The following is a 23,352-nucleotide window of genomic DNA, read 5'->3' as shown; positions in this document are numbered from 1 at the left end:
CGCGGACGGGTCTTGGAGTCGGGTGCCGTCCGTTCGGTGTCGGGCGTGCGCTCGTGGTGAACGGCGTGCCGGCTCATCGGGCGGCCGTCGTTCCGGTCGGGTCGATCCCGGTGTCGGGCGCGGGGTCGCCGGGCGTCCTGGGCGTGGCCGCCCGGTGCGGTGGGCCGGCCCGCGCGGAGTGGGTGCCGGGTCATCGGGTGGCCTCCAGCACGGCCGCGACCGCGAGTCGGCGCAGGTGCACCTCGGCGGCGGGGGAGACCCCGAGCCGGTTGCACAGCAGGTGCGCGCACGCGTCGAGCACCGGCAGCGGACCGCCCTCCGGCGCGCGCGCGTCGGGTCGCCGCAGGCTCGCGGCGAGCGCCGTGACCGACGCCGACCAGCGCCCCAGGACCGAGCCGCCCACGCGTCCCGCGCGCAGCCGGTCGGCGATCGCGACCAACGTGCCCCGGTCCCGCTCGAACACCTGTGCCGACTCGGCCTCGGCGACGACGCCGAGCGGCCCGAACCGCTCGGCCCAGCCACGGTCGAGCCGGTCGCGCCAGGCCGTCAGCCGGACCGGGTCGGGCTCGGCGGCGAACCAGGCCAGCAGGATCAGCGCGTAGCAGGCGGTGTCGCGCTGCCTGGTCGACGGGTGCGTGCCGAGCAGGTCGAGCACGACCGCGCTGGACTCGGCGAAGTGGTGCTCGGCGGCCTCCATCGAGGCGCCGTGGCCGTAGCGGTGGTGTTCCCGCGTGTACGGCTGGAACAGCACGGAGTTGTTGGGCCGCAACTCGGGCAGGTAGTCGGTCAGACCCTCGCCCAGCGCCAGTCCCGGTGCCACCGACCGGTAGTGCTCGGCGCTCATCAGGTCGGGTGCGGGCGATTCGGCGAAGTACGCCTCGGCCCGGTCGCGGATCACGGCGCCGACCGCGTCGCGGTCGTCCGGCGCGAGGACCCGCAGCCGCACGTGGTTGCCGCCGTCCCAGTAGCGCAGGAAGAACGCCGGCCGGTCCAGTTCGCGCACCAGCGGCGCGACGAGGCGGACGAGCAGGTCGTCCAGGTTCCCGTGGTGGAACAGGTGTGCCGCGAGCCAGTCCGCGGCGGTGGTCGTGCGGATCACGGTGCCTCCTCCCGGTCGTCGAGTTCCACGAAGTACTCCGCGACGTGCGTGCCGTCGGCGCCCGGTTCGGGTAGCGCCTCCTCCAGCAGCACGGTGCTCCGGCCGGACAGCCGGCGGTCGAACGCGGCGACCAGGAACCAGTCGCCGAAGTCCACATAGGACGGTTTGCGCGCCTTGGCGACGCTGACCGCCGTCTCCTCGCCCCAAGAGCGGGCGAAGCACCGCGCGGGAACCCCGTGCTCCCGCCGCCACGCCGCCAACCGCAGCAGGTGGTCGGCGTCGGAGCCGGCGGCCGTGCGCGGCGGGACGCGGTCGATCGGGAACGTCCACCGCGCCCGGCGCACCACCACCGAACCGATCTCTACCCTGGGCAGCCGGACCACCGCGTCCGGTGTCGCGTCGTGCGGCACCAGCGGTGGCGCGCTCGGGTGCACCTGGTAGGCCGGGTTGAAAGCCCGGTCGGCGAAGCGGGCCAGCGGCGGCAGGTGGAAGTCGGCCATCATGCCGGGGTGCACCGGCACGACCGGGGTGTCCGCGTGCCACAGGCCGACCAGGTCGAGGTCGGGGTCGTGGCGGACGACGAGGTCGGCGACGGGCAACCGCTCTCCGCCCGGTGCCCCCGTCGTGCCGGGGTAGCCGATCTCGTACCGGGCGGTGGGTACGCGGGCGTTGAGCGTCGAACCGAACAGGCCGGTGAACTCCGCGACGCGCGGGTCGGGTGCGCGAGCCGGTACCGGTGCGCCCGCGCGGTCGAGCAGGTGGCGCACGCGTGCGGTCTGACGCCCATGCCCGGCGTGGACGGCGTTGAGCACCAGTCGGTCGTCGGCCCGCTGGAGGTAGCACCCGACCGACGCCGGCCCGGTCAGCCACGCCGGCCAGGACCGGATCTGCGCGGCGACCTCGGCCGGGTCGATGCGCACGATGTCGGGCTGTGGTGCGTTCGTCCCCCCTGGGCCGGCCGATTCCGCGACGGTCCACTCCGGACCGTTCCGTCCCCTGGCGATCCGTTCCGCGCCGACAGGCTCCGTGCCCACCGACTCCTCGGCGGTCGGATCCGCTGCGGTCCACCGCCCGCCTGCCGGATCGGGGTGGGTACCGGCCGGCCGCGGGCAGGTCCGATCGGGGACGTCGGCCCGCCGGTGTCGATCTTCCGGGGCCGGGTGTTCCCGGTCGAGGCGTGCCGAACCGCTGCCTGCCGTGCCGGGGTCCGAAGCGGAGGTGATCCGATGGTCCGGCCCACCCGACTTCGGCCCCTCGACGTCCGGTTCCCGGTCGGCCGGCGCACCGGCGGCGGCGCGCAGCGCGCGGAGTTCGGCGAAGCGCGGCACCGCGGCCGAGTCCAGGTCGGCGAACCACGGCCGGGCCGTCGGACCCAGCAGGGCGCGCAGGACGTCGCCCAGCGGCGAGCGGTCGTGGGCCACAGCGAGGCGAATCTCCCGGTGGAGCACCGGCAGCGGTACCCGGGCACCCGCGCCGAACCTCGTGCGCACGAACTCGGCGACCGCGAGCCTGATCGGCACCTTCCAGTCGAACACCACCAGCCAGCGGCGCACGACGTCGAGATCGTCCAGGTGCGGCGTCCACGTCGTCGGGTCCAGCGCCCGGGACGGTCCGGTGGCCACGACGGTCTCGTGCACCCGGACCTCGCCGGGCAGGTCGAGCCGGTCGGCGAGGGCGGACCACGCCGTGCCGAGGTCGTCGAGTCGGGCCCGGTGCCGCGCCACCTCGGCCGGCGGGATGTCGGCCACCAGCGGCACGCGCACGGCATCGACCAGCCGGCCCAGGTCGGGGTGTCCGGTCAGGGCCTCGGACAGCCGACCGAGCTGGTCGGGTTCGAGGTCCGGCACGGGTGATCGCGGGCGCAGCAAGCCGGTGTCGAGCAGGCGGGCGACGAACCGGGCCGCCGCGTCGTGGTCGCCGCCCGTGCCGGCGGCGAGGTCGCGCACCAGTTCCGGCACCCTTACGCCGGACCGCGCGGTGTCGAGGCAGCGCAGCACGGCCGGCGAGGCGGGCAGCGTCCCGGTCGGCTCGGCGGGCGACGCGCCCAGCAGCACGACCCGATCACCGTCGACGACGGCCGACGGGTCGGCCTCGACGGTCGTGACGGCGGGCAGCGCGGCGACGGCGGTCCGCAGCCGGTGCAGCAGCGAGCCGTCGAGTTCGAGGACGGCGCACCGCCGTGACGGCGTCGGGTCGGTTCCGTCCCAGACGCCGAGGCCCGTGTCGAGGAACGTGCTGAACGGGCTGGTCTTCGCGGTGGCCCGGACGAGGAAGCGGACCAGCCGCACCAGCTTCTGCGCCTGCGGCACCCGGCGGGGGTCGGCGACCCAGCGGTCCAGCTCGGCCAGCAGTTCCGGGCTCGCGAGGACGAGGGCACGCCGCACAAGAGGGTCGGCGGCCGTGTCGCGCAGGACGCCGACAACCCGTTCCCGGTCTGCGGTCAGCAGGTCGTCGAGACCGGCGACGGCGACCCGGTGCGCGGCGGTCCGCTCGCACCAGGCGCGCACCCGTGCCGCGAACGCGGCCGGGAGGGTGTCGAGGACGTCGGCCTCGCGTCGTCCCGGCACCCGGCCCCGGTGCACGGCGCGTCGTAGGCCGATCAGCGCCGGCCGGTCGCGCGGGCCGTCGTCGCGGGCGCCGATCAGGTCGTGCAGGACGTCGGCGAGACCCGCGCCTTCACGGGCGAGCCAGGCGGTTTCGGCGTCGAGGAGGTCGACCGCGGCGGCGGTCACGCCGCAGCGCAGCGTGGTGAGCAGTGCGGCCGGCAGTCCGGCGAGCCGGACCACCGGCGCGTCGGCGACCCGCCACGGGCCCGCCGGCGAGCGGCCTTCGGGTGGTGTGACCACGGTGTTCCCATCCGTGTCGTCGACCGCGGCGGCGCCGCCGGGCGAACGGCCCGACGACGCCTCCCCGGTCCGGTGCGATTACGCGGACGGGCTGCAGGAGCAGCAGATGTAGCAGAAGCAGTTGCAGGACGCGCCGACCTCGGGCATGCCGTGGCCCGCGGTCAACGACTCGACCGACAGGTCGCCGTCGGCCAGGTCGAACACGTCCAGCGGCAGGTCGTCGAGGTTCAGGCCGAGGCCGTTCTCGTTCTTCACGGAAATCACTCCCCATTTTTAGCTCGATTGTTGCCGGGTTCTTTCTCCCGGTCTGCCCGGAGGCTTCCCGCCGGGCTTGTCACCGAGGTTAATCAGAACTTCGGGCACCGAGCAAAGAAATCTCGCCGACCTGGCTGAAAAGTAGCTCTGAGCTGCTCTTATATCCTGACCGGCCGTGAATTACGGTCAGTGGTCACCGATCTCGACGACATACTCGGCGACGAATCCGCCCGGTTCCGCCCCCGACACCTCGGGCCACATGGCGACGAATTCGACCGGACCTTCACCGGCAGCCAGGAAGTGGTCGAGAACGGACATCGAGATGGCCGAGTCGAAGTCGACGTACAGCGGCTTGTGGGATTTGTCGAAAGCGATTTCGGCCCGGCTGCCACCGAGCGCCGCCCGGCGGACGAAACACCGTGCGGGCACGCCGTGCGCGCGTCTCCACGCGCGCAGCGCCACGAACCGCTCCGCGTCGGTCGTCCCGGGTGGTCGGGGGCCGGGGGAGTCCGGCGGCGCGAGCCACCGCGCACGAGCCAGCGTCACCGAGCCGACGTCGACCCGGGGCAGCGCGACCACCCCCGGGCCGGGTGGTGGGGGCGGGTCGACGGCAGGCAGCGTCGGATGGGTCAGGTAGGTGCGTCCGAAGCCGCACACGACCAGTTGGGCCAGGGGCGGCAGCAGGGCGTCGGAGGTCATTCCGGTGTACTCGGGACGCAACGGCCGGTCGGTGCCGCGTTCGACGAGGTCGACCAGGTCCCGCTCCGGGTCGTGGCGGACCTCCAGCGCACCGACGGGTATGCGTGCGGCCGGTGGTGCGGTGCCCGTCGCGCCGGGGAAGACGATCTCCCGGCCCGGGGCCGGCGACCGCAGGTCCAGCGTCCCGCCGAACACCGCGGTCTCGACGACCTCGGCGTGCGCGGTCGTCCCGCGGGTGCACTCCGGCGTGCCGTCGACCTCGGTGCGCGTGTCGTCGGTCGGTATCGACGCACCCGCCTGCCGGGCCAGCCGTTCCCACCGCGTGCGGCCGCGCGTGCCGCCGTGCGCGGCGTTGAGCACCACGCCGGTCGCCGTGCGTTGGATGTACGCGGTCATCGCGGGCGGCGGCTGGACCCAGTCCGGCCAGTCGGCGCCGACGTCGACCGACCCGTCGACCAGTCGCCGGGTCGTCTCCGCGCGTAGCTCCCGAAGTCGGGCCAGTCGGGGGTCGTCGTGGCCGCGCAACGGGTCGGCGCGGGACAGGAAGTCGGGGTGGAACACCTCGGCGAGGGGTGGACCTGAGGTGTCGAGTGCCTTGCGCACTACCAGGAGCGGCACTCGTGCGCCCGGACCGAAGAGCCGTCCGACCTCGGTGCCGAGCGCGAGCCGATACGGCAGCGCCGGGTCGTACAGTCCTAAAAGGACGCGGACGGTGTCGAGATCGTCCAGTGCCGATCGCCAAGCCGCGTGGCCGCACCACGCCGGTTCGCCCGCCGAGACCCGGGTCTCATGCACGCCGTGCCGTCGGATCGCGGCGCGGTCGGGTACGGGGACACCGACGTCGGCGCAGACCTCGCGCAGGACGTCGGCGGTGTCGGGCGAGGCGCGGTCGACGTGCCGCTGGACCTGTGACAGGCCGGCCGGACCGCCGCGCCCGGCCAACTCGGCGAACGGTCGCACCGCCTGTTCCGGCACGGCCGCCACGACCTCGACCACCCCGGCCCGTTCGAGCCCGGTGACGAACAGGTCGGCACGCGCCACGTCGACCTGGGCCCGTCCGGCGAGCCACGCGACCACGTCGGCCCGTTCGAGCTCCGGGGAGTCCGGTGTCAGCAGGGCGAGCACGGCCTGGACGGCGGGCGTGGCGGGCAAGGTCGCGACCGGGCCCGATGCGGCGTGCAGCAGGTGCCCCGACGCGACCGTGACGGACGGGTTGAGGCGCACCCGCCGGTGGAGCGCCGTCGAGATCGAGCGGACCAGGCCGGCGTCCACCTCCTGCACGAACCGGCTCGGCACGTCCGGGACGGTGAGGAGCGGGCCGTCCGGCCGCCATCCCGCGAGGCGGATCGTCGCGAAGCCGCTGAACGGGCTGGTCTTCGTCGCGGCGCGCAGCACGTAGCGTGCCAAGCCGATCAAGGTGCGCCGGCGCGGCGTCCGACCTGGGTCGGCGAGCCACTTGTCGGCCTCGTCCGCGAGCACGGGACTGGCCTGCCTGAGCGAATGCCGGAACACCTCGTCGGTCAGGGCGGTGCGCAGCACGGCCGTCTCGGACACGAGGTCGCCCGCGAGCGTGGCGGCGATGCCGGCGCGGAGGCCGGGCAGGTCGTGCGCGCACCAGGCGTGTATTCGCGCGGCGAGGTCGTCGTCGACCGGGGCCGGCCACGCCCGACGCCCCGGCGCCCGACCACCGTGCAACGCCCGCCGCAGCGCCACCAACCTCGCCCGGTCCGTGCCCGCGGACCGGCCGATCACGTCGTGCAGTTCCGCGGCGAGCGCCCGTCCGGTCTCCAGCACGTCCAGGTAGGAGTCGACGCACGCGACCGTCGACGTCGCGCGCAACGCCACCGGAAGCGTGGCGGGCAGGCCGGCGAACCTGATCACGACCAGGGGTTCGGTGCGGTACACCGGACACCTCCGTCACGGGAAGGGATGGGGGTGCGGGTTCAGTTCGTCGACCGACAGGACGTGGTCGGCGTAGCCGAGGGCGCGGGGGATTTCCAGCAACCTCGGCAGCCCTTCGACCCGGCGATTGCGGTGCCCGAACGTCATCGGCACCGCGCCGGGGACGACGACCTTCACGCACACCAGGTCGGCGGCCCGGTGCTCCGGCGTGGTCTGGTCGACCACGACGACGTCGAGTCCGGCCTCGGCGAGTCGGCGGACCGCCTCGGCCAGGTCGGTGCCGAGATCCGGTGCCTTGAACGGTCCGGCCGAGGTCAGCGGCCGGTGCTCCCGTTCGTCGTCGAGCAGGAAGTCGAAGCGCGGCAGTACCGCGCGCAGGCCGGACAGCGCGCAGTGGTCGGCCATGCCCCGCACGAGGTCGGGATCGGTGGCCAACGCCGGATCGGCGAAGCCGTCCGGACTCGCTGCGCTTGGTCCCGCTGCGCTTGGTCCTGCCGTGTCCGGTCCCGCTGTGTCAGGTCCGGTCGGTCCCGGATCCGCGGTCGGTGGACCGGGCCGTCCCGCGAACCGCGCGCTCAACGCCACCGCGATCGGCCCGAGTTCGTCCAAGGCGGCGACGGCCGCGTGCGCGGGCGTCGGTCCCGCACCGCCCGCGCACACCACCGCCGGTTCGCCGTCCGGGTGCACGGCCATCGCCCACACCGCCGGGATGCCGTACTCGGGCGTCGTGTCGAACAGCAGCACGTCGTGCCCGGTCGCGGCGGTGATCGCGGCCGAGCGCAACGCGGCCGGCGAACCGTCCGGCAGGTCGAGTCGAGGTACCGGCAGGCGGGCGTACCAGGTGAGCAGGAACGCGTCCCGCTCCACGACCTCGAACAGCCCGTGCAGCACGGCTTCCGCGAACCCCGAGCCCAACGCGCACCCGTTGCCCATCTCCCACACGAACGGCCGGTCGTCGCCCGGCGTGGTGCTGTAGTAGGCGTACCGCTCGGGAACCAGCACGGGTTCGTCGCGGACCAGCGAGTGGCCCCACACCCAGTCGCACACGGCGTCCTCGGCGAACGGCCGGTACGGGAAGTCCGGCAGCGCATGGCTTTCCGGCGGGTGCGTGCCCAACGTGCGCGGGTCGAGCGCGTGCCCGGCCAGTTCGGCGAATGACCCGCGCACGACGGTCCGTCGTCCACCCGGTGTCACACCGCCGTACCGCTCCAGCGCCTCCAGCACGGCCGTCGCCTCGCTCGCCCGGTACCCGGGCGACCGGCCGAACCCCGGTTCGAACGCACCGGTCGGCCGCAGCGGCACGGGCGCGCCCGCGACGACGAACGGCCCCACCGCACCGGGGTTCACCGCGCGGACGACACCGGTCTCGTCGTCCACGTACACCGAGAGGAGCCGGGGCAACGTCTCGACCGCGGATCGCGACCGGTGCGTGTCGGGACCGCGTTTGGGGTGCGCGCCCGTGATCGCCAACGGTCCGGGGCGGTCCGGCGGCAGGTCGCCGCACGCCTCGCACGTGGGGTCGGGCAGGAACCGCCGACGGCGCACCGACAGGTCGGCCAGGTCGAGTTCCAGCACCGAATCCCGCGCGACGTGGTCGGCCAGCGCGGCGACGAGCACGCGCACCGACTCGGTCAGCAGGGGCGAGTCGGGAACGTCCGCCTGGTCCCGGCCGGTCATCCGGCGGCGGCGGGTCGCGAAGCACTCCGGGCAGCCCACCGGTCCGATCCGGACCACCCCGGCCGACACCCGCACGGGCAGGCCGGTCACGGGTGCCCCGCCACGACAAGCCGGCGGGCGCCGAACACCGGTGCCTCGTAGTAGGCGACGGGTTCGTGCGGCCCGGACAGTTCCCGGTACCGGGCCAGCAGCAGGCGGATCGCGACCTCGGCCTCCAGTCGGGCCAGCGGCGCCCCGAGGCAGAAGTGGATGCCGTGCCCGAACGCCACCTGCCGGTCGGGCCGGTCCACGTCGAAGCGGTCGGGATCGGGGAACACGCGGTCGTCGCGGTTGGCCGACAGGACCCACGCGACGACCAGCGTCCCGGTGGGCAACGTCGTGCCGGCCAGCCGCACCTCGCCCGTGGTGATCCGGCTGACCTGGGTGAACGGCGGTCGCAGCCGCAGCACCTCGGTGATCGCGGCCGGTACCGCGGCGGGGTCGCGGCGCAGGGCCGCCCACACGTCCGGCCGGTCGAGCAGCACCTCGACGGCACTGGTGAGCAGCATGGTCGTGGTCAGGTGCCCGGCCAGCAGGAGCAGACCGGCCAGGGCGGCGATCCGCTCGTCGGACAGCGGCCGGCCGTCGACCCCGGCGTCGAGCAGGCGGCTGATCAGGTCGTCCCCCGGCGCCGCGCGACGGGCACGCGTGTGTGCCAGCAGGTAGTCGTGCAACGCGGTCACGGACTCCGCTCTGCCCTGGCCGAACCCGGCCGACCAGTCCCGGAACAACCCGCGGTCGGCGACCGGCACGCCGAGCAGTTCGGCGACGACGATCACGGGCAGCGGGTGGGCCAGGTGTTCGACCAGGTCGTACCGGTCGTCGGGCACGTCGGCCAGCAGGCCCTCGGCCACGGCGGTGATCCGCCCGCGCAGCGTCGCCACCACGCGGGGCGTGAACACCCGGCCGACCGCCGCCCGCAGCGCGCGGTGTTCCGGCGGGTCCATCATGGTCAGGTTGCCGCTCGCCAACCGGTCCTCGCCGGGCATGAGCGCACTGCGGTCCGACGAGAACGCGGCCCAGTCGTGCAGCACGGTCCGCACCTCGTCGTAGCCGAAGACGTGCACGACACCGCGTTCGTCGCGCCACACCGGTGACCGGTCGCGCCGGTCCGTGAGCCACCGGATCAACGCGTCCGGCCCGGTCGCGGTCGACGGCGGACGATCCACTTCGGTACGCACGTTCCTCCTTTCCGATACGCCGACGAACTCAGGACAGGCCCTCCACCACGCGGCACGCCGCCTCGACCCCGGGTTCCGCGCGTACCGCACCGGCCAGCGCCTCGGCGCGGGTCCGGAAACCGGGATCGGACACGACCTGCGCCACCGCCGTGCCGAGGCGGTCGGCGGTCAACTCCGGCAACGGGATCGGGGCCGCCGCGACGCCCAGCCCGGCGATCCGCCGTGACCAGTACGGCTGGTCGGCGAAGCCCGGCACCACGACCTGCGGCACGCCTGCCCGCAACGCCGCGGCCGTCGTGCCCTGTCCGCCGTGGTGCACCACGGCCGCCGCGCGCGGGAACAGCCACCCGAAGTCCGCGTCGGTCACCCGCAGCACCTCGTCCGGGAGCGAGGTCTCGGGTCCGCCGACGACCACAAGCCGTCGACGTGCCCGCCGCGTGGCGGCGAGAGCCGCTTCCAGGGCGCGGTCCGGGTCGACGACCCAGGTGCTGCCGAACGTCGCGACCACCGGCGGCGTCCCGCCGGCCACGAACGCCGCCAGGTCCGGGTCGGGCCCGGTGCCCGGGCCGAACCAGTGGCCGGTGACGTGGACCGTGTCCGGCCAGTCGCCCGGCACCGGGAACACCGCCCGGCTGAACGGGTGCAGCACGTGGTGCCCGACAGGCGGGCCGGGCGGACGTGACAGCGGCGGCAGGCCCGCGTCGGCGCGCACCGCGGCGACGGCCTCGCGGAAGAACCGCCACTCACCCGCTGCGACAAGGCGGTAGGTCGTCCGGTTGAACGGCCCGAGCGCGGGAAAACCGAACGCCGGCGCGGATTTCGTCGGCGTTACCGGCCACAGGGCGGCCGTGCACCAGCGCGCGGGTGCCGGGCCGGCCCAGACCGCCGCACGGGTGTGCGGGGTGTGCACGACCACGTCGAGGTCGGCAGTCGCGGCGACGAGTTCCGCCAGCGTCGACCGGCGCTGTTCGACGGTGGGCCGGGGCATCGCCCGTGCGATGCGGCCCGGTGAGGTCGTGCGCCGCAGCAGCGCGCGGAACTCCGGGTCGGCGAGCACGTCGTCGGGGGTGGCCGGGGTGATCGGGTGGAACCGCAGCCCGGCCTTCTCCGCCGCGTCGCGCATGTTCTCCGACGACGCGAACAGCACGTCGTGACCGCGGTCGTGCAGCGCCGCACCGAGGACGAGCAGCGGTTCGACGTCGCCGCGCGACCCGATCGCGGCGAGCCCGATCCGGCTCACAGCGGCCGACGCGGGACCCATGCCGGCACACCGCCCTCGTCGTTGACGCCTTTCTCCAGGAACGCGATGTTGTGGTAGACGTGCAGGCCGACGACGTGGCGTTCGAGGTACGTCGGATCACCCGCGCCGGGCCGCTGCCGGTACTGGATGCCCTCGGCGACCCGCTTGAGCAGACCGATCGAGGTGCCGTCGCCGGCGGGGCCGTCCTCGTCGCCGCCGTAGCCCGCGCAGTAGCTGGTCCACAGGTCCTCGATCACGTAGAGGCCACCCGGGCGCAGGCGCGGGAAGAGGACGTCCAGCGCGGTGCGGACGTGCGCGTTGACGTGGCTGCCGTCGTCGATGACGATGTCGAACGGGCCGTACCGCTCGTCGAGCGCGACCAGGGCGTCCGGATCGGACTGGTCGACGACCGCGGTGACGATGCGGGGTTCGTCCACACCGGACTTGTCGAACACGTCGACGCCGAAGACCAGTCCCCGGTGGAAGTAGCGCTTCCACACCCGCAGCGACTCGCCGCCGTACGAGGGGTGCGCGTAGCCGCCGACGCCGATCTCCAGCACCCGCAGCGGCACGTCGCGGAACTCGCGCAGGTGGCGTTCGTACACGTCCGCGAACCAGTGGACGCCGCCCCACTTGTCCGTGCCGTACGCGCGGCACAGCTCGGCGAGGTCGGGGTGGTGGCGGGACAGCCCGGCCGCGATCGCACCGCCGGTCTGGAGCGCGCCGTAGAGCCGCATCGGGTCCGGCGGCTGGAGACCCCGGCTGTGGCCGGGCTGCGGCGGCGGGAGGAACTCGGCGGCGAAGTGGCCGGTCGCCCGGGGCCGGGTCGGGCCGAACAGCAGGCGGACGAGGTCGTGCAGGTCGTAGTCGAGGCTCAGCGCGGGGTCGTCGGTGGTGCCGGCCTCGGCGGTGACGCGGCCGTCCGCCGCGACGGTCAGGACGAATCGTTCCGTCCGGTCCCGGTGCCGTACGCCGAGTGCCACGTTCCCGCCGCCGGGCCGGGCCGCCGTCGTCGCGCGAAAGGCGATCTCCCCGGCGAGCAGCGGTGCGAGTCCGGCCAGGCCGAACTCGTCGGTCACGGCCGCGAGCCGGCGTTCACCGCCGCCCGCGGCCTCGATCAGGCGTTCCAGGGCGTCGACGTCCATAGCATGCTCCCCAGTGTCGATAAAAATATGTGAAAGTTATTCCGTCGCGGTTCCGCGGGCACGCCGGGTCACGGGTTCCGACCGGTGGTCGGAACCCGTGACCCGGGCCGTCGCTATCCGCGTTCGCCGGTCAGTGCCGGGGAATTCGCCGGCACGAATCCGTCCACCAGGTCGACGACCAGTGCGGCGGCGGTGGTGATGGAATTCGAGGACATTCCGGCGCGTGGTTCGAATGCGCGGCGGGCGAGGTCGGCGGCGACGCGCACGCACTCGGGCACCTTCTCGTCGCGCTGCATCAGCGCGCCGCAGGTCAGCATGCCGACGGTGCGGCGGACCGCGACCGGGTCGCAGCCGGGCACGACGAGGCCGAGACGGACGACCGCGTCGAAATAGCGCAGGAACAGCGTGTTGGTCGCCTGCCGCAACGCGGCGACCGCGGGCGGCCCGCTGTGCGCGAGGCGACCGAGAACCTCCTGGTCGCGCACGAACATCGCGCGCACGAGCGGGCGTCGGGCGACCGCCGTGAGGTAGTGGCCGACCATCCGGTGCAGGCGCACCTCGTAGGGGTTGGCGCGGACGACCTCGCCGAGTTCACGGATCACTTCGACGCTCTGCTGGACCAACACCGCGCCGAAGAGTTCGTCCTTGGTCTTCCAGTGCAGGTACACGGTCCCCTTGCCGATACCCGCGCGACTGGCGATCGCCTCCACCGTGACGCGCTTGTACCCCCAGTCCGACAAAAGGTGGGCGCAGACTCGCAGCGTCCGCCGTTCCCGCTCGCCCATCCGTTCCGCAACATTGGTCAAGGCAATTCTCCGTCGAATTTCAAAGACCGCACGGACAGTAGAGCAGGAAAGAAATTCTCATACCAATCACCGTTATCGTCCCCCGGGTTTCGACAACATCTTCATGTCATCGTAACCACCAGGACAACGGTCGACGCGAAAAAGTGCGCGAATCTACCGCCGACCCGCCCGGGGCGCACCTGGACAGCCTAGGGTGCTCACCCGTTCGGCCTACTTTTCGGCACTCCCGCGCTGAACCGATCGACGAATTCGGTCAACCGTCGTCCGGCCGGCCGGCCGATCGCCACGACGTCCGGCCACTGTGGACGGTGGGCTGCCGTCGGTACTCCGGACCGGCGGCTGCGCTCCGGCCATGATCGGATTTCCGCCGGCACTGGCCGCGGCCCTCGATCGCGAGTTCGACTACGCCGACGGCGAAGGCGTCGATTTCGAGCCCTGCCGGGAGTTCGGGGACACCGGGCGCACCGCCTCCTGGTTGCGCCGGTGGACCGAGGTGCCGCTCGACGCCGCGGACTTCCTCGTGTTCGGCCAGGACGGCACCGGAGGGTGCGCCGCGTGCCGGCGGGTGCGCGACACCGACGACCTCGAAGCGCAGCCCGTCGCGCTCTTCGGCTCGGAAGGCGAGGTCGGTGTCGTCGCGCGGAATCTCGGCGACTTCCGCTGGCTGTTGGCCGGCGGGTTCGGCCCGCTGGAGGCGGTCGAGTACCCGGACTCGACGATGCGGCCCGACCCGGAACTGCGGGAGATCGCCGTCGCCCACTCGCCCGCGCCCCGCACCGCCGGGCAGGTGATCGCCGCCGCCCGTGCCGAGTTCCCCGACTTCGCGCGGCTGGTCACGGGGTAGGTTCGGGCGGGTGATCACGGACGAGTTCGACACCGTCGCGCACGACCTGCTCGCGATCCGCTCGACCACCGACCGCCCGGACGAGCTGCGTCGTGCGCTCGACCTGGTGCTCGACGTGGTCGGGCCGGGATTCACCGTGGAGCGGTTCGAGTCCGGGGGCAAGCCCAGCGCGCTCGTCCACGACGGCGCGCGGCGGCCGTTCGACGTGATCCTCAACGGTCATCTCGACGTCGTGCCCGGCGCCGACGAACAGTTCCGGCCCTGCCGCGAGGGCGACCGCCTCTACGCGCGCGGTGCGCAGGACATGAAGCTCACCGCGTTGGTGATGGCCCAGGTGTTCCGCGACCTCGGACCGGGCCGCCCGGTGGCGTTGCAGTTGGTCACCGACGAGGAGGTCGGCGGCTACCACGGCACCGCCCACCAGCTCGCGCACGGCGTCTCGGCCGGGTTCGCGGTGATCGGCGAGCACAGCGCGCCCCGTGTGGTCACCGAGTCCAAGGGCATCGCGTCGGTCCGGCTCGACGCGCGGGGGCGGGCCGCACACGGCGCCTACCCGTGGCTGGGCGACAACGCGTTGCTCACGTTGATGCGCGCGATCGACGCTCTACTGGCCGCGTACCCCGTACCGGACGCGGAGGCATGGCGCACCACGGTCACCGTGTCCCGGATCGTGACGCCGAACGAGACGCTCAACCAGGTGCCCGCCGAGGCCACGGCGTGGCTCGACGTCCGCTTCCCGGCCGAGGACACCGGATTCGCCGGTCGCACGCCGGAAGAAGTGCGGGCGCACCTGGCCGCGCTCTGCCCGCCGGGGGTCGAGGTTTCCGTGCCCACGCTGGAATCGCCGCACCGGGCCGACCCCGACGGCGTGCACGTGCGGGCGTTGCGGGCAGCCGCGCGGGACGTGGGGTTCTCGGCCGAACTGCTGCGCAAGCACGGCGCGGCCGACTCGCGGTTCTTCCACGCGCGCGGCATCGACGCGGTGATCTTCGGCATCGGCGGCGACGGGCAGCACGGGCCGGCGGAGTACGCGGATCTCACGACCGTCGAGCCGTACCGGCGGGCGTTGTCGGGGTTCCTCCGGGCGTTGCCGAAAGCGTAACCACTAGGTTACGCTTTCGGCCGTGGACGAGGTGGCCAGGGCGATCGCGGACCCCGTGCGACGGGAGATCCTCGATTCGCTCCGGGACGGACCGCTGCCCGCCGGGCGCATCGCGGAGCTGTTCCCCATCAGCCGGCCCGCCGTCAGCCGGCACCTGCGCGTGCTGCGCGACAGCGGACTGGTGCGCGACGAACTCGTGGGCCGGCGGCGGATCTACGTGCTCGACGCGTCACGCCTGCGTGGACTCGCGGCGTGGCTGACCCGGTTCGAGGACCGGGGCTGGGACCGCCACCTCGACGCGCTGGAGACCGAGGTGTACCGGACCCGCCGCGCGCGACGCGCGGAGCGACCCGAGGAGAACACGGCATGAGCCCGTCCCCGATCGGCCGACTGCTGCGCGTCGGCGGCGGCGCGGACCTGATCCTGACCCGGACCTTCCGCGCGCACGCGGAGGACGTGTGGGCGAGCGTCACCGAATCCGAGCGCACCGCGCGCTGGTTCGGGCCGTGGGAGGGCGAGGCCGGACCGGGCCGCGTGATCCGGGTGCGGATGGCGTACGAGGAGCAGGAACCCTGGTGCGAGGTGCGCATCGAGGTGTGCGAGCCGCCGTTGCGGCTGGTGCTGTCGGTGGTCGACGGCGACTCGACCTGGCCACTGGAACTCAGACTGTCCGAAGTGGACGGTCTGACCACGCTCGAACTCGTGCACCACCTGCCGGACACGACCGGGATCGGCGAGATCGGACCGGGCTGGGAGTACTACCTGGACATGCTCGTCGCGTCCCGAACCGGCAGCGCCAGACCGGTGTTCGACGACTACTACCCGGCCCGGAAGGAGTACTTCGAGGGCTTGGTCTAGGCGGTGGCTCGCGCGTGGCGCCACCGTGCCCGCCGCCACCCGAACGGGTAGACACGGGGCATGACGTCGTACGAACCCGACCCGCGCCGGTGGCGGGCGTTCAGCGTGTCGCTCGTGGCCGGATTCATGAGCCTGCTCGACGTGAGCATCGTGTCGGTCGCGCTGCCGTCGCTCCAGCACGGCCTGGGCACCTCCGCCGCCGGGGCGCAGTGGGTCGTGTCCGGGTACGCGCTGGCGTTCGGGCTCGCGCTGGTCCCGGCCGGCCGGCTCGGCGACGCCCTGGGGCGGCGGACGGTGTTCCTCGTGGCCATGTCCGGGTTCGTGCTGTTCAGCGCACTGGCCGGCCTGGCACCCACGGCCGGGGTGCTGATCGCGGCCCGGCTCGCGCAGGGCGTGGCCGCCGGTGCGCTGGCGCCGCAGAACTCCGCGTTGATCCAACAGCTGTTCCGGGGCGCGGAACGCGGGCGGGCGTTCGGCTGGTTCGGTGCCACGGTCGGCATCTCCACCGCGGTCGGCCCGGTCGTGGGCGGCGTGATCCTGGCCGTGGCCGGCGAGGACGACGGTTGGCGCTGGGTGTTCTACGTCAACGTGCCCATCGGGTTGGCCGCGCTCGTGCTCGCGGCCCGGCTGCTGCCGCGTGCTGCCGATGTGCGGCGACGTGACCACCTCGACCTGGTGGGCGCCGCGCTGCTCGGCTCGGGTGTGCTCGCGGTGATGCTGCCGCTGGTGCTCGCCGAATCCGGCGGGCTGTCGTCGCTGTGGTGGCTGTTCCTCCTGGGTGCCGTCGTGCTGGTGGGGTTCGTGCGGTGGGAACGCCGGGAACGGGCGCGCGGTCGTAGCCCGTTGCTCGACATCGGGCTGTTCACGACGACGCCCGGCTACGGGACCGGCGCGCTGCTGGGCCTGGTCTACTTCATCGGCTTCAGTGGGATCTGGCTGGTGTTCGCGGTCTACTTCCAGTCGGCGCTGGAGTACTCGCCGCTGGAGTCCGGGCTCGCGGTCACGCCGTTCGCGGTCGGGTCGGCGGTGTCGGCGCTGATCGGCGGTCGGCTGGTGGAGACGTGGGGTCGACGGCTGACCGTGACCGGACTGGGCATGGTCGTGGCCGGGCTCGCGCTGACCGCGTTCCTGCTGTGGCTCACGGACGGCTACGGCGCCGGGGTGGCGGTGGCGCTGTTCGTCGCGGGCGTCGGCGGCGGCTGGGTGATCTCCCCGAACACCACGCTGACCCTGCGGCACGTGCCCGTCGCCATGGCGGGTGCGGCGGGCGGCGCGCTCCAGACCGGGCAGCGCATCGGGTCGGCGGTCGGCACGGCCGCGTTGGCCGGGCTCTACCACGCGGTGCTCACCGGCGCGCAGGCCCGCGTGGCCGTCGGCGTCGCGGTCGGCACGGCGGCGGTCGCGGTGACGGCGGCGCTGGTCGTCGGCATCGTCGAACTGCGGGCGCGGCCGACGTGCCCCCGGGCGCGGGAGGCCGGGGTGTCGGTCAGCGGCGACGCTTGACCTTGATCAGGTCGACGTCGGTCGCGGACGCGCGCAGATCGCGAAAGTCCACCCCGAGCGCCTCGACGGCCTGTGCCGCGAGCCGCAGGCCCCGGTCGCACACCGCGCGGTCGTCCGACTCGACCTCGGCACGCAGTTGGACGCGGAAGCTGAAGAAGTCGAGCGAGCGGTCGTAGGCCAGCGCGCCCTGCTCGGAGAACCCGCTGGTGAGCATGTCGTGCCGGTGGGCGTCGGCGCGCAGCCGGGCCCGGCCCGCCTCGTCGAGATCGGCGAACCGACCGCGGACCATGACCCGGTACGTGTGCTCCACGGCGTCATCGTGACCGGAGCGGGTCGGCGCCGGCAACCGGAATCCGTCCGCGGTGGACGTGCGGGTCCACCGCGGACGGTCGGTCAGAAGAACACCGGCAGCGACGCCAGGTGCCGGCTCAGCGGCGGCGACGACACCACGGAGATCTCGTCGTAGGCCGGGCGGATGTCCGGCATCCGCTCCAGCACGACGTCCAGGCACTCGGCCGTCTCCGCGCGGGCCAGCGCCGCGCCCAGGCAGTAGAACGCGCCCATGCCGAACGCCGTGTGCCGGTTGGGCTTGCGTCCGATGTCGAAGGTGTCCGGGTTCTCGAACACCTCGGGGTCGTGGTTGCCCGAGACCATGGCCAGCAGGAAGTGGCTGCCCGCCGGGTAGGTCGTGCCCGCCACCTCGACCGGCTCGGTCGCGATGCGCACCAGCGTGCTCGCCGGACCGCGCACCCGCAGCATCTCCTCGACGGCCGTGGGGATCAGCCCGTGGTCGGCCTTGAGGCGGTCGAACTGGCCCTGGTCCTCCAGCAGCAGGCCCAGGCCCATGGCGATCAGGTTCGCCGTCGTCTCGTGCCCGGCGAACAGCAGCAGGACGCAGTTGGCGACGATCTCGTCCTCGGAGACGAGGCCCTCGCGCTCGGCCGCGACGAACATGCTGAGCAGGTCGTCCCGTGCCTCCTCACGGCGCTGGGCCACGAGCGCGCGCACGTAGTCCTGCATTTCGAGGATGCTGCGCTGCGACTGCCGCAACGTCTCGAAGTCCGCGAGCTGGAAGAGCGCGAGCAGGTCGCGCGACCACTCCTGGAGCTTCTCGCGGTCCGCGGTCGGCATGCCCAGCATCTCGGCGATCACGTTGGCGGGCAGGGGGTACGCCAACTCCGTGACCACCTCCATGAAGCCGCCCTCGCGCCGGGCCTCGATCAGTTCGATCGCGATCTCGCGGATGCGAGGCCGCAGACCTTCCACCGTGGCCGGGGTGAAATAGCGTTTGAGGAGCTGCTGGAAGCGGACGTGGTCCTTCTCGTCGGTATGACCCATCCACAACGCGATGGACTGCCGCACCGGTTCGAGTTCGGCCAGCTCGGCAGGGGAGAGCCGGTCGAAAGCCTGGCCGAGGTTGCCCGGGACCAGACGCTTGTCCTTGAGCGCCGCGACGACGTCGGCGTGCCGGGTGACCAGGAAGGATTCCAGCTCGGGAATCCAGGAGACCGGGCTTTCGGCCCGGATCCGGTGCAGCAGCGGCAGCGGGTCGCCCAACACGTCCGGGGCGAACAGATCGTACGACTTTAATGCGGTCGAGGTGGTCGCGGAATCGTTCATGGCGGTGAGTCTCGTCCAGGAACGGTCGGGACACCATCATTAACACCTTCACTCGGCTGTCGGATGTGAACAGCCGGGCGTGGTGTGGTTGCCGTGTGTGGTGGCTGTGTGATGGCGCTGGTGTGGGTCTTGGAGGGACTGGTCGGTGTGTCCGGGGTCAGGTGTGAGGTGCCGGCGCTGCGCGCGGGGTCGGAGTGATGGTGTTGGTGCTTGGGTCGGATTCGGCGCTGGTGGGCGTTGTGGTCATGGGGTTGTTGTCGCGGTTGTCAGGTAGGTCAGTTCCGCGGCGATTTCGGACAGGGTGATGTCGTCCAGTTCTGCCAGTGTGCGGGTGCCTTCCGGGTTCCAGGTGCCTTCCTGGTGGCGGCTGATCCAGATGTGCGCCAGCGTCTGGGTGGGGTGTTCTTCCACCAAGCCGACGATGATGCCCGGTTCCAGGGTTGCCACCAGTGCGCCGCCGGTGGGCAGGGGGCGGGTGATCCAGCATTCCAGGCCGCCGTCCTGAGGTCTGCCGCGTTGCCAGTTCTCCTTGGTCAGGCCCAGTACGGCGCCTACCGGGGCGGAGCGGCCCTCGAACCGGGGGAGGGTGCGGCGGGACTTGTCCTCCGGCGTGAAGTGGTGCACCGGGCGGTCCAGTTGGCGGAAGGGTTGGGGGAGCTTTCGCTGGGCCTTGAAGAGGGCTGTCCAGGCGGCCAGGTCTGGTCCGGGGACGGTGAGGGGGTGGGCGATTCCGACCTTGGTGTTCTCCGCGAGGGCGTACGGGGTGTCCGTGATCGTGTGCGGGGTGCGGTCGTCCGCCAGGTGGAAGGTGGTGCCTTCCGTCGTCCGCCACACCAGGCGGCGGACCACGTGCCAGAGCAGCGGGTGGTCGACCAGGAGTGTGGTGAACTCCTCCGTCGTCCACTCGCGGGTGGTGGTCATGGCTCGTTCCAGGCGGGGCAGTTGCTCGGCGGCGGTGGTGCGGAGGTCCTTTTTCAGTGCGGTGAAGCGTTTGCGTTCCGTTGCGGCCAGGGTCGGGTCGTCCGACGCCGTCGGTTTCGGGAGGTCTTTGCGGTGGGTGCCGTTCGGGGTGGTGAGGTGGGGGCGCAGGCGTTCGTCGAAGCCGATCGTGAAGTGGCGGGGGCCGTAGTCGACGCGGGTCGTCGCGGGGTCGGCCAGGTCCAGGTCGGGGACCAGGCGGTCGGCCAGTTCGTCCGTCGTGAAGCCCTGTAGCCCGGCTATTTCGTCGATTTTCGCCTCGGCGAGTTCCTTGAGTTTGCGGAACTTCGAGCGCAGCGCGATGCCGTTGAGGCGGGCCAACGCGACGTCCGAGCCCATCGCGGCCAGGACGTCCAGACCCGCGACGGCCTTGGCGTGGGCGCCCTCGCCCGGCCAGGACCGGATCAGCGGTGCCAGTGCGCGGGCGGTGTCGTCGGTGCCGAAGGTGCCCAACGCGGTGAGCGCCCAGTTGTCCTTCGGGGGAGAGCCCGCGGCCTGCCAGCGTTCGAAAGCGGCCCAGGCGAAGTCGGCCAGGGAGGTCGGGTCGCACAGGTCGCGCACCACCCCGATGCCGGCGTACTCGTCGTCCGGGCGGGAGAACGCCAGCATCGTGATCACGTGCTGCGCGGACGGCACGGGCAGGGCCCGGAGCTTGTCGCGCAGCAGGATCTGGGGCAGCAGGCCGGGCGCGGCCCAGGGACCGGGGACCGGGATCTTGACGGGGACGGCGTCCAACGGGTCGGTGCCCAGAAGCGTCTCCAGGGCCGCCACCGCCTGCGCGCCGTGTTCTTTCGCCGCCCTGCGGGCTTCCTCGGGGACGAGGACCAGGGCCGACTCGGCGGCACGGCGGGCCGCGCCCGGTTTGCCCAGGGCGGTGGGCAGCAGGAAGCGGGCCGCCTCCTCGGCGTGGCGGCGCAGCCACGTCGACGCGGTGCGGCCGGCCGTGCGCAGGCGGACCAGCCAGTCCGCCATCAGGTGCGCCACGTCGTGGTCGGCGTAGGGCAGCAGCAGGTGTCCGGCACCGGCCGGGTTCAGCCGGGCCAGGTGCAGGGCCATCGGCAACGCGTCGTAGCCGTACTTCGCGACCAGCGCACGGCCCCACGTGTCGGCGCCCCACGGATCGGTCGGTCGCCAGTCCGCGAGCATCCCGCGCAGCGCGAAAGCCGGACCCTCCAGGAACGCGACGCGCTTCTCGTAGTCGCGCAGGTCGCCGGACAGGAAGCGGCGCACCACGGTCATCCAATCCGGCGATCCCCGGCGGTCCGCGCGGTGGGCGGTGGTCCACTCCGCGTTCTCGCCGGGCAGCCAGCGCACGGCCTTCCTTCCGGTCGACACCAGACCCGTGACCACGGCGGGCTTTCCGGCCTTTCGCGGCAGCGTCCACGGTGGCGTCACGAGCACCGCCGGCAACTCCTCGACGGGGACGTCGGGCACGCGGTCCGCCTCGGCGTTCGCCGGGTCGACCCGCGCCAGTTCGGGGAACTCCCGCAGGTGGGCGTGCAGCAACGCCCGCGCCGGTTCCGAGGACGGTGCCGCCGCCGCGAGGCGGCGGACCGCGCGCCGGGGGAACCGCCGGACCGCCTCCAGCAGGGCCGCCTGCCCGTACCGGTCGTCGATGCGGGACACCAGCACGTCGAACGCCTCGTCGGCGGGCTGTGCGGCGATCACGTCGAACACCCGCTTGGTGAACTCGGCGTTGTTGAAGTCGCCCTCCACCACCGTGAGCAGCGGCTCCGCCGCGCCCGTGCCGACCGCGAGCGCGACCGTGTACAGCACCTCCGCGTCACGCAGCCGCCACGCGAACTCGGATCGCCCCACCAGGTCCCGCAACTGGTCGCCCCGGTTGAGCGAGCACAGGACCATCGTCGGGTCCGACCCGCCGGGTTCGTCCTCGACGATCCGGCGCACCACCTCGTCGACCCAGTCGTCCCGCTCCGGCACCAGGTACGCGGCGATCAGCGACGTGATCGGGTCGATCCGGTGCGCCCCCAACGCTTCGACGACGGCCGCGTACTCCTCGTCCGACGCCGCGGCGATCGCCCGGCGCATCCGCGGCGGCACGTGCCGGGGCAGGTCGTGGTAGCGCGTCGCGGGCGGCCGGAAGCGGAGTTCACGCGGCGAGGCGCCGCCCGGTCCCATCCGCCACGGCAGGTCGACCAGTCCGGTGTCGACGGTGGCCCGCGCGGCGAACACCAGGCCGTGCTCGGCGATCCACGCGTCGGCGATGCGCTCGACACCCTCGTACCGCTCGCGCCGGCGGTCGGCCTCGACCAGCGTCGCCACGCAGGCCGCGCCGAGCGGGTCGGGCACGCCCGCCAGGTGGCCGCGTACGGCCTCGGCCAGCGCGGGCTCCGTGTGCGGGTCGGCCAGGACCGCTTCGGCCTGGTCCGACAACGGTTCCGTCGCGGCGTGCAGGAAAGCGGGCGCACCGCCGTCGAGGACGAACTTCGGGCGCACGGGACCGTCGTGCCGGGGGTGGACCAGTGCCGCCCACCGCCGGGGTGGGACGAACACGTCCTCCAACTCCTCCGGCGGGACCTCCCGGAAGCCCTCCGCCGCCAAACCGGCGGCCAGTTCCGCCACGTGTGCCAAGGCCGCCTCGACCGAGCCGTGCTCGGACGTCGACGCACGCCCCCGGCCGTCGCCCCGTCCGGAACGGACGGTCACCGCCGTGCCGGCCCGCACCACCTCCCGGAACACGACGGTCCCCCGCCCGCCCGATTCCCACCTGCGCACGTCCGCTCTCCCCGTCTCGATTCGCGGTGACGTCGGGGACGATACGGACGGGGTCCGACAGTCCGGGGTGCCGGTGTCGGGCCGGGCCCCGCGGGATTCGGAGATCACCCGATCGGGACGACCCGGACGCCGCATTGCCGGATCGCCGGCCCGGCCGTATGAATCGGACCACCACCGAACCGAGGAGCCGACCATGACCGAGCTGACCCTCGACCCCGCCACCACGGCGCTCGTGCTCATCGAGTACCAGAACGACTTCGCCGGCGCGGGCGGCGTGCTGAACGCCGCGGTCGGACCCGTCATGGAGTCGACCGGCATGCTCGCCAAGACCGCGACCCTGGTCGAGGCCGCCCGCGCCGCCGGCGTCACGATCATGCACGCCCCGATCGCGTTCGCCGAGGGCTACCACGAGATCACCGCGCACCCCTACGGCGTGCTCAAAGGCGTGGTCGACGGCAAGGCGTTCGTCAAGGGCTCGTGGGGCGCGGCCATCGTCGACGTCCTCGCCCCGCGCGAAGGCGACATCGTGGTCGAGGGCAAGCGCGGCCTGGACACGTTCGCCAGTACCAACCTGGACTTCATCCTGCGCAGCAAGGGCATCCGCACCATCGTCCTGGGCGGCTTCCTGACCAACTGCTGCGTCGAGTCCACGATGCGCACCGGCTACGAGAACGGCTACCGCGTGATCACGCTGACCGACTGCGCGGCGGCCACGTCGTGGGAGGAGCACGAGAACGCGATCCGCTTCGACTTCCCCCTGTTCTCGCTGCCGCTGACCGCGGCGGACGTCCTGGCCGCGCTGTCCTGACGACGTCCCCCGCG

At 73.0% G+C, this 23,352-nt stretch carries 18 protein-coding genes; 6 read left to right on the top strand and 12 right to left on the bottom strand.

The features are described from left to right. Positions 1-190 precede the first annotated feature (190 nt). The 9 genes from F4559_RS19800 to F4559_RS19760 all read right to left on the bottom strand — a co-directional run bounded on the left by F4559_RS19800 (position 191) and on the right by F4559_RS19760 (position 12,889). The gene (locus tag F4559_RS19800; protein WP_184670789.1) at positions 191-1,099 is read right to left on the bottom strand and encodes a thiopeptide-type bacteriocin biosynthesis protein; all 909 of its coding nucleotides are present in this window, start codon (positions 1,097-1,099) and stop codon (positions 191-193) included. Beyond that, on the bottom strand, positions 1,096-3,945 hold the full coding sequence (locus F4559_RS19795) for a lantibiotic dehydratase (RefSeq protein ID WP_184670787.1): 2,850 nt from the start codon (positions 3,943-3,945) through the stop codon (positions 1,096-1,098). Before F4559_RS19795 ends, F4559_RS19800 begins: the two co-directional genes overlap by 4 nt. 78 nt (positions 3,946-4,023) lie before the next feature. After that, a complete protein-coding gene (locus F4559_RS35270) occupies positions 4,024-4,200 on the bottom strand; it encodes a thiomuracin/GE37468 family thiazolyl RiPP peptide (RefSeq protein WP_221447296.1) in 177 nt (58 codons plus the stop codon). A gap of 186 nt (positions 4,201-4,386) precedes the next feature. Continuing rightward, positions 4,387-6,804, bottom strand: coding sequence for a lantibiotic dehydratase (locus F4559_RS19785; protein ID WP_184670785.1), 2,418 nt, complete (start codon positions 6,802-6,804; stop codon positions 4,387-4,389). A gap of 12 nt (positions 6,805-6,816) precedes the next feature. Continuing rightward, the gene (locus F4559_RS19780; RefSeq protein WP_221447295.1) at positions 6,817-8,568 is read right to left on the bottom strand and encodes a TOMM precursor leader peptide-binding protein; all 1,752 of its coding nucleotides are present in this window, start codon (positions 8,566-8,568) and stop codon (positions 6,817-6,819) included. Further along, on the bottom strand, positions 8,565-9,698 hold the full coding sequence (locus tag F4559_RS19775; protein WP_184670782.1) for a cytochrome P450: 1,134 nt from the start codon (positions 9,696-9,698) through the stop codon (positions 8,565-8,567). Before F4559_RS19775 ends, F4559_RS19780 begins: the two co-directional genes overlap by 4 nt. A 28-nt stretch (positions 9,699-9,726) precedes the next feature. Next, a complete protein-coding gene (locus F4559_RS19770) occupies positions 9,727-10,959 on the bottom strand; it encodes a glycosyltransferase (RefSeq protein ID WP_184670779.1) in 1,233 nt (410 codons plus the stop codon). After that, positions 10,935-12,083 carry a class I SAM-dependent methyltransferase gene (locus F4559_RS19765; RefSeq protein WP_184670777.1) on the bottom strand — a complete coding sequence of 383 codons (1,149 nt, stop codon included), beginning with the start codon at positions 12,081-12,083 and terminating at the stop codon, positions 10,935-10,937. The genes F4559_RS19770 and F4559_RS19765 overlap by 25 nt, the downstream gene beginning before the upstream one ends. A gap of 113 nt (positions 12,084-12,196) precedes the next feature. Continuing rightward, positions 12,197-12,889 carry a TetR/AcrR family transcriptional regulator gene (locus tag F4559_RS19760; RefSeq protein WP_184670775.1) on the bottom strand — a complete coding sequence of 231 codons (693 nt, stop codon included), beginning with the start codon at positions 12,887-12,889 and terminating at the stop codon, positions 12,197-12,199. A gap of 352 nt (positions 12,890-13,241) precedes the next feature. Between F4559_RS19760 and F4559_RS19755 the strand changes: the two genes are divergently transcribed. From F4559_RS19755 to F4559_RS19735, 5 genes are read left to right on the top strand one after another with little or no spacing between them, the layout of a single operon-like run. Then, on the top strand, positions 13,242-13,733 hold the full coding sequence (locus tag F4559_RS19755; protein WP_184670773.1) for an SMI1/KNR4 family protein: 492 nt from the start codon (positions 13,242-13,244) through the stop codon (positions 13,731-13,733). A 10-nt stretch (positions 13,734-13,743) separates the two neighbouring features. Beyond that, the gene (locus F4559_RS19750; protein WP_184670771.1) at positions 13,744-14,835 is read left to right on the top strand and encodes a M20 family metallopeptidase; all 1,092 of its coding nucleotides are present in this window, start codon (positions 13,744-13,746) and stop codon (positions 14,833-14,835) included. Positions 14,836-14,857: 22 nt separating this feature from the next. Beyond that, positions 14,858-15,205, top strand: coding sequence for a metalloregulator ArsR/SmtB family transcription factor (locus F4559_RS19745; protein ID WP_184670769.1), 348 nt, complete (start codon positions 14,858-14,860; stop codon positions 15,203-15,205). Next, positions 15,202-15,693, top strand: a complete 492-nt coding sequence (locus F4559_RS19740; RefSeq protein ID WP_184670767.1) for an SRPBCC family protein — start codon at positions 15,202-15,204, stop codon at positions 15,691-15,693. Before F4559_RS19745 ends, F4559_RS19740 begins: the two co-directional genes overlap by 4 nt. A gap of 60 nt (positions 15,694-15,753) precedes the next feature. Beyond that, positions 15,754-17,196, top strand: a complete 1,443-nt coding sequence (locus F4559_RS19735) for an MFS transporter (RefSeq protein ID WP_184670764.1) — start codon at positions 15,754-15,756, stop codon at positions 17,194-17,196. Here F4559_RS19735 and F4559_RS19730 read toward each other — a convergent pair. The 3 genes from F4559_RS19730 to F4559_RS36440 form a co-directional block, all read right to left on the bottom strand. Then, entirely contained in the window at positions 17,180-17,506 is a 327-nt protein-coding gene (locus F4559_RS19730; protein ID WP_312865729.1) for a DUF6204 family protein, read from the bottom strand. The genes F4559_RS19735 and F4559_RS19730 overlap by 17 nt on opposite strands. Positions 17,507-17,589: 83 nt before the next feature. After that, the gene (locus F4559_RS19725; protein ID WP_184670762.1) at positions 17,590-18,816 is read right to left on the bottom strand and encodes a cytochrome P450; all 1,227 of its coding nucleotides are present in this window, start codon (positions 18,814-18,816) and stop codon (positions 17,590-17,592) included. A gap of 243 nt (positions 18,817-19,059) precedes the next feature. Continuing rightward, entirely contained in the window at positions 19,060-22,530 is a 3,471-nt protein-coding gene (locus F4559_RS36440) for a DUF4132 domain-containing protein (protein WP_184670760.1), read from the bottom strand. A 193-nt stretch (positions 22,531-22,723) separates the two neighbouring features. On the opposite strand from F4559_RS36440, the gene F4559_RS19715 reads away from it, so the two are divergent. Further along, positions 22,724-23,338 carry a cysteine hydrolase family protein gene (locus tag F4559_RS19715; RefSeq protein ID WP_184670758.1) on the top strand — a complete coding sequence of 205 codons (615 nt, stop codon included), beginning with the start codon at positions 22,724-22,726 and terminating at the stop codon, positions 23,336-23,338. The last annotated feature ends 14 nt before the right edge of the window (positions 23,339-23,352 follow it).

This window comes from Saccharothrix violaceirubra (assembly GCF_014203755.1).
Lineage (GTDB): Bacteria > Actinomycetota > Actinomycetes > Mycobacteriales > Pseudonocardiaceae > Actinosynnema > Actinosynnema violaceirubrum.
This window is presented reverse-complemented; position numbering and strand designations above follow the sequence as displayed.

What these genes read in the sequence shown, in the direction of transcription:
- F4559_RS19770 (WP_184670779.1), bottom strand. Translation starts at nt 10,959, where the DNA reads ATGGGTCCCGCGTCGGCCGCTGTGAGCCGGATCGGGCTCGCCGCGATC.
- F4559_RS19765 (WP_184670777.1), bottom strand. Translation starts at nt 12,083, where the DNA reads ATGGACGTCGACGCCCTGGAACGCCTGATCGAGGCCGCGGGCGGCGGT.
- F4559_RS19755 (WP_184670773.1), top strand. Translation starts at nt 13,242, where the DNA reads ATGATCGGATTTCCGCCGGCACTGGCCGCGGCCCTCGATCGCGAGTTC.
- F4559_RS19740 (WP_184670767.1), top strand. Translation starts at nt 15,202, where the DNA reads ATGAGCCCGTCCCCGATCGGCCGACTGCTGCGCGTCGGCGGCGGCGCG.
- F4559_RS19735 (WP_184670764.1), top strand. Translation starts at nt 15,754, where the DNA reads ATGACGTCGTACGAACCCGACCCGCGCCGGTGGCGGGCGTTCAGCGTG.
- F4559_RS19725 (WP_184670762.1), bottom strand. Translation starts at nt 18,816, where the DNA reads ATGAACGATTCCGCGACCACCTCGACCGCATTAAAGTCGTACGATCTG.
- F4559_RS19715 (WP_184670758.1), top strand. Translation starts at nt 22,724, where the DNA reads ATGACCGAGCTGACCCTCGACCCCGCCACCACGGCGCTCGTGCTCATC.